Origin of the sequence: Geminicoccus flavidas, from assembly GCF_009806515.1 — a bacterium.
In the GTDB taxonomy this organism is placed as follows: Bacteria; Pseudomonadota; Alphaproteobacteria; order Geminicoccales; family Geminicoccaceae; genus Geminicoccus; species Geminicoccus flavidus.
Genome location: NZ_WUJP01000308.1, coordinates 1 through 5,201, shown reverse-complemented (window position 1 = coordinate 5,201; position 5,201 = coordinate 1). Strand labels below are relative to the sequence as shown.

Here is a 5,201-nt window from a genome sequence, read left to right as displayed (position 1 = left end):
GCTGCTCACCCAGGAAAGCCCGATCCCGCAGGCCTGGAAGGAGCGTCTGCTCGACGTGACGCCCGGTGCGGTGGCCCTGCATCAGTTCAGCCCGACCGGCTTCTACAGCTCGGCCGTGCGCAACAGCTTCCTGAATGAGCTCTACGAGCGCTCCGAGCGGCAGGTGGCCTATTCCGACGATCCGTCGGAGGCGGATGGCCGGACCATGTTCCTGCCCTATGGCCGCTCCAACCACGGCGTCTACCTGACGCCCGCCGACCATGCCCGTGCCACCGCCTGGATGGTGGAGGGCTTTACCCAGCCCATGCGCACGCCGGACGGCACGCTGATCTTCGTGGCACCCGACCGGGCCCGGCAGATCCGGCGAGACCAAGCCGACTGCATGGGCTGCCTCAGCCATTGCCGGTTCAGCGCCTGGAAGGACCGGGACAACTACACCACCGGCCACCAGCCCGACCCGCGCAGCTTCTGCATCCAGAAGACCCTGCAGGACATCGCGCACGGCCGGGGCGACCCAATCGACAACCAGCTCATGTTCAGCGGGCACAACGCCTACCGGTTCGGCCAGGATCCGTTCTACAAGGGCGGGTTCATTCCGACGGTAAAGCAGCTGGTCCAGCGCATCCTGACCGGCGAATAGGTCGCAGGAGCACCGAAGATGCGCCAATGGACCGCGCAGGTGGATTGATCTGGACCTTTTTGGTCCGGTATAGGACTCCGCGCAGCCCGTTGTTCCGGTTCGTCAGCCTGTAGTGGATTGTTCATGCAGCGTCCTTATGCAACCGCCCTTCGCCAGCTCAAGGCTTGCGGCCTGCGACCGACCCGGCAGCGTCTGGCCCTGGCCAAGCTGCTCCTGGAGAACGGTCCGCGCCATGTGAGTGCAGAGGACCTGTTCCAGGAGGCCCGCGCGAACGCCATCCCGGTGTCGCTGGCGACGGTCTACAACACGCTGCACCAGTTCACCGCGGCGGGCCTGCTCACCGAGGTGGTGGTCGGCTCGGGCCAGTCCTACTTCGACACCAATCCGACCTCGCACTGGCATTATTTCGACAAGAACACCGGCGAGATCATCGACGTCGCCGAGGATGCGATCGAGTTCAAGAAGCTGCCCGAGCCGCCGGTCGGCAAGGTGATCGACCGGATCGACGTGATCATCCGGGTGCGCGACGTCCGCGGCCACAACAGCCGCACCCGCAACTGAAGCCGACCGGTACCGTTCCGGCAGGACTGCGCATGGAAGGGCCCCGCAACGACCGTTGCGGGGCCCTTTTGCGTCAGGGGGAGTGCCGCCGCCCGGATCAGTCCAGCTTCTCGCCTTCCAGCAGGCCCCAGACATGGTCGCGTGGGATCCAGCCCTCAGCGGTCTCGAGGTCGATCAGGCACCAGGCGGTGTCGCAGGTCTCGAGATCACCGATCACGCCCGGCTCGGCCTGCGCCACCACCCGCGCCTCGATCGCGGCGTTGCGCTTGATGTCGACCAGGCCCTGCCCGACCACCAGGAGCTTGCGGCGGTTGGACAGGAGGTTCGACTTGATCCAGCCGACGTCACCTTCGTGGTCCAGCACCTTGCGCCACTGGTAGAACTCGCCGATCACCTTCACCGGCAGACCGTTGCGCCGGTAAACCCACAGCACCGGGTGCTGCTCGCCCGGGCCCGTGCGCATGTTGACCACGTCGGCACTCAGGCTCACGAAACGCGGCAGCGGCTGGCCGGTGCTGCGCGGCCCGCCCTCCTGGGCATGACCGGGCGCTGCGGCCGCAACCAGTGCCACCACCGCCACAAGAAAACGACGCAAAGACTTCATCCGCCACTCCATGGACGGGATGGTCGATAGCCAGCGAACGGCAGGGGGGGCAACAGCGAAACCGAGCGCAGCCGCCTGTCGCGTTTGAGGGAGCCTGCGGTTTCTGCCAATGTCCGGGCGCGGCTGCCGGCCGCCTCCGATGCGGCACAAGGGGATGCTTGATGAGCCGAAACCGCCCGCTCGTGATCGTCACGCGCAAGCTGCCGGACGTGATCGAGACGCGCATGAGGGAGCTGTTCGACGCCCGGCTGAACATAGACGACCAGCCGATGAGCCGGGCGGAGCTGGTCGATGCGGTGAAGACCGCGCAGGTGCTGGTCCCGACCGTCACCGACCGGGTGGATCCCAGCGTCATCGAGCAGGCCGGCAGCCAGCTCAGGCTGATCGCCAATTACGGCACCGGCGTCGATCATATCGATGTGGAGGCCGCCCATACGCGCGGCATCACCGTCACCAACACCCCGGGCGTGCTCACCGAGGACACGGCCGACATGTGCATGGCGCTGATCCTGGCGGTGTCGCGCCGGCTGGTGGAAGGCGAAGGTCTGGCCCGGTCCGGCGAATGGACCGGCTGGACGCCCACCGCAATGCTCGGCCACCGGATCTGGGGCAAGCGGATCGGCATCGTCGGCATGGGCCGGATTGGCACGGCCCTCGCCCGGCGCGCCCGCGGCTTCGGCCTGGCGGTGCACTACCACAACCGCCACCATGTCCATCCTTCCCTGGAGCAGGAGCTGGAGGCCACCTACTGGGACAGCCTCGACCAGATGCTGGCCCGGATGGACGTGATCTCGATCAACTGCCCGCACACGCCTGCGACCTACCACCTGCTCTCCGCGCGGCGGCTCAAGCTCCTGCAGCGCCACGCGATCATCGTGAACACCAGCCGCGGCGAGGTGATCGACGAGGCGGCGCTCACCCGGATGCTGCGCGCCGGCGAGATCGCCGGGGCTGGCCTGGACGTGTTCGAGCACGAACCCGCGATTAATCCGCGGCTGCGCGAGCTCAAGAACGTCGTGCTCCTGCCGCACATGGGTTCGGCCACCATCGAGGGGCGGGTCGACATGGGCGAGAAGGTGATCATCAACATCAAGGCCTTCGTCGACGGGCACCGGCCGCCGGACCGGGTGCTGCCCTCGATGGTCTAGCGAGCAGCCCTGCCCGCCAGGGTCGCCTTTGCCCGGGCATAGAGGGCGATGTCGAGCTGATTCGCGGCCGTGATCGCCGCGAGGTCGGCGTCGCTGCCGCCCCAGGCCTCCTTGGCGTCCAGCCGGTTCACCGCCGGGAACTCCGGGGGATGATCGATGCCGAGGAAGCCGGCGACTTCCTGGAGGAGCGGCCCGGCATCTTCCGCCACCCCGAACATCGTGCCCTCGCCGAGCAGGTTGAGGAGCGCCTGCTCCAGATGGGGCTCGGCCGGAGTGACGCCGGTGCCGAGGATGCCGGAAAGCTGCGCCACCATGGCGTTGCGCGGGCCGGTGCCGGGCAGGCGCTCGCGGTAGAACCGCTCGATGGTCATGCCCGGCTGGTTCAGGACCGGGTGGAGGTCGTGATGCGGCAGGCTGCGGATATAGCGGAACAGGGACAGGACCCGCCGCACCGGCTCGCGCAGGAGGACGGTATAGCGGTACGGCTGGCCCGGGAACCCGGCATGCACGCCGTGGAGGAAGTGGCCGCTTACCACGGCTGGCTCGGTCTCGGACCTCCGGCCGGCTACCGCCTGCTGGACGGCTGCCGCGGCATTGGCCTGGACAACGCCGCTCGGCCCCACCGCCCGCCGGAACCAGGCATACAGACTGGAACCGGAAGCACGCGGTACGTGGAGGTGCAGGAGGATGGGACGCAAGCGCTCTCGTTCCGATCGGTGGGGGTGGTTCAGGCATTCCTGGCCGGCAGGGCGGCCGGGGGGTTGGCCACGATGGTCTCGACGACCCAGACGGCCATCTGCTTCAGGCAGGCGCCCAGCGCGTCGTCATGGGCCGCCACGACATCCTCGATGGCGCTGCTGGCGGACGGCACCCGGAAGTCGGCGAAGCTGGAACCGACCGAGATCCGCTGCGGCATGCGCAGGAGGCGGAACTGCAGGCGGACATGGGCGAGCGGCGTCTGGGCCTGCTGCTGCATCTCCGCCTGAAACTCGCGGATATGGCAAAGCAGGGCGAAGTCGGCGCGCGACGCCAGGTCGGTACGGCTGAACACGTCGACCCGGCCGCTGTTCTCCAGGGTCTCGATCATGAGCGTGTGGACCATCACCGGCACCACGTCCACCCAGACCACGTCGGCATAGTAGTCGATGGCGGTCGGCATCGGACGGACCGCGATCCGCGAGGTGTTCAGGCCGCTGGACGCGGTCGGCACGTCGATCACCAGCGAGGCCTTGGTGTCCGGCAGATCGGGCGGGAACGAACTCTTGGGGGTCAGCTCGAAGATCCGCGGCGGCGGCGCGTTCAGGAGGTCCAGGCCGGCGCAGCCGGCGACACCGGCAGCACCCAGCGCGCCCCCGATGGTGCCGATGAGGCCGCGGCGCGGCAGGTGCTTGCTCATTCCGTGGGTATCCCCCGCCTGGTCCCGCCGAACACATAGCCGGCCGGGTCGCGGTCGAACCGGTTCACCACCCGCGACAGGGTCGCGGTCAGGTCGCGGAACTCGCCGACCAGCTGGGTCAGCTCGTAGAGGCCGGTCCGGGAGAAATCGGCGATGGGCACGGTGGTATCGTCGAGAAAGTCATCGAGGCGGCGGCTGACCCGCTCCAGGGCCACGCTGGCCTTGCCCAGCGCCTCGAGCGTGGTCTTGCCCTGGTTGCCCAGCGTGGCGAACGCGCCATCCGCGGTCTTCAGCACGTCCTTGGCACCGCCGGACAGATCCACGATCGAGGCGCTCGCCACGCGCAGATCGGCGGCCATCGCCTGCACATCCACCAGCGTCTTGTCGATACCCTCGCTGCGGGCGGCCAGCGTGCCGGTGATCTTCTCGAGATTGGCGACGGTCCGGCCAATAGCATCGACATTCTGGTCGTCGAGCAGGGCGATGGCGCGGTCCACCAGAGTGACACCGCGGGCGAGCAGTTCCGGCGTGGTCTGGACGAGCTGCTGGAAGGCGCCTGGCCGGGACGGGATCCGGGGCGGGCGCTGCTCGCTCGCATCCATCAGGTTGGGCGCATTCTGGGTCCCGCCTTCCAGCTGGATCAGGGACAGGCCGGTGATCCCCTGCGCCTCCACCGAGGCGACGGTGTCGGTCTTGACCGGCGTGCCTGCATCCAGATCGACCAAAGTGAGGATCCGGCTGACGTCCTCGGGATCGATGCGCAGATCGACCACCCGGCCGACCGGGATGCCGCGATAGCGCACGCCGCTGCCCGCCTGCAGGCCGGTCACCGCACCAGTGAAGATGATCTCG

General features: G+C 68.2%; 6 protein-coding genes and 1 pseudogene. 3 read left to right on the top strand and 4 right to left on the bottom strand.

Translation table 11 applies throughout. The features are described from left to right. Positions 1-640, top strand: a pseudogene (locus EQG76_RS08535) (nitronate monooxygenase); the annotation flags it as partial. A 123-nt stretch (positions 641-763) separates the two neighbouring features. After that, positions 764-1,201, top strand: a complete 438-nt coding sequence (gene irrA, locus EQG76_RS08530; RefSeq protein ID WP_159712430.1) for an iron response transcriptional regulator IrrA — start codon at positions 764-766, stop codon at positions 1,199-1,201. Between the two features lie 97 nt (positions 1,202-1,298). On the opposite strand, the gene EQG76_RS08525 is transcribed toward irrA, so the two are convergent. Further along, positions 1,299-1,805, bottom strand: a complete 507-nt coding sequence (locus EQG76_RS08525; protein ID WP_159712428.1) for an SH3 domain-containing protein — start codon at positions 1,803-1,805, stop codon at positions 1,299-1,301. A 161-nt stretch (positions 1,806-1,966) separates the two neighbouring features. On the opposite strand from EQG76_RS08525, the gene EQG76_RS08520 reads away from it, so the two are divergent. After that, entirely contained in the window at positions 1,967-2,953 is a 987-nt protein-coding gene (locus tag EQG76_RS08520) for a 2-hydroxyacid dehydrogenase (RefSeq protein WP_159712426.1), read from the top strand. Here EQG76_RS08520 and EQG76_RS08515 read toward each other — a convergent pair. The 3 genes from EQG76_RS08515 to EQG76_RS08505 form a co-directional block, all read right to left on the bottom strand. After that, positions 2,950-3,651: a hypothetical protein gene (locus EQG76_RS08515; RefSeq protein ID WP_159712424.1), complete on the bottom strand. Its 702-nt coding sequence runs from the start codon at positions 3,649-3,651 to the stop codon at positions 2,950-2,952. The two genes, EQG76_RS08520 and EQG76_RS08515, sit on opposite strands and share 4 nt — an antisense overlap. A gap of 29 nt (positions 3,652-3,680) precedes the next feature. After that, positions 3,681-4,349: an ABC-type transport auxiliary lipoprotein family protein gene (locus EQG76_RS08510; RefSeq protein ID WP_159712422.1), complete on the bottom strand. Its 669-nt coding sequence runs from the start codon at positions 4,347-4,349 to the stop codon at positions 3,681-3,683. After that, positions 4,346-5,201 (bottom strand): MlaD family protein (locus EQG76_RS08505; RefSeq protein WP_159712420.1); only part of this gene is annotated, 856 nt, incomplete at its 5' end. The genes EQG76_RS08510 and EQG76_RS08505, both read right to left, overlap by 4 nt.